Genomic DNA, 520 nt, shown 5'->3' with positions numbered 1-520 from the left:
CCAAGGGACTCTTATGCGAATAGAAACGGGTAGTCGCCTTCATTTTGGACTTATTGATTTAAACTCGAAGTCAAGTCGTGTTGACGGCGGAATCGGACTTGGAATAAACTATCCTGGTGTGACGCTGGAAGTTGAAGAGTCGGCTTGTTTGAAAGTCCATGGGCCAATGCGAGAAAGAGCAAAAAACGCGGCGGAAGCAGTAATAGACCGATATAATATTCAGCCGGCTGAGATTAGTATCAAAGAAACGATTCCTCAACATAAGGGGCTAGGTTCTGGCACCCAAATGGACTTAGCTGCTGGCTTTGCGGTTGCGAGAATGAACAACTTGGAGCTCTCTACCCCCGAAGTAGCTGAGGTTGTTGGACGAGGGGGGACATCTGGAATTGGGACTGCTGTGTTTGAGAAGGGGGGATCTGTATTAGATGGCGGCCATGACCTAAATGAAAAAGGTGGGTTTCTTCCATCTGCAGCTTCATCTGTCTCGCCTCCACCAGTGATTTCCCGATTGGACTTCCCT

At 48.5% G+C, this 520-nt stretch carries 1 protein-coding gene; it reads left to right on the top strand.

What is annotated here, in order from left to right; genetic code table 11:
• The coding region (locus C5C07_RS20535) for a beta-ribofuranosylaminobenzene 5'-phosphate synthase family protein (protein ID WP_342764847.1) at positions 1-520 on the top strand (520 nt) is incomplete at both ends.

This window comes from Haloferax sp. Atlit-4N, assembly GCF_003383025.1.
Lineage (GTDB): Archaea > Halobacteriota > Halobacteria > Halobacteriales > Haloferacaceae > Haloferax > Haloferax gibbonsii.
This window is presented reverse-complemented; position numbering and strand designations above follow the sequence as displayed.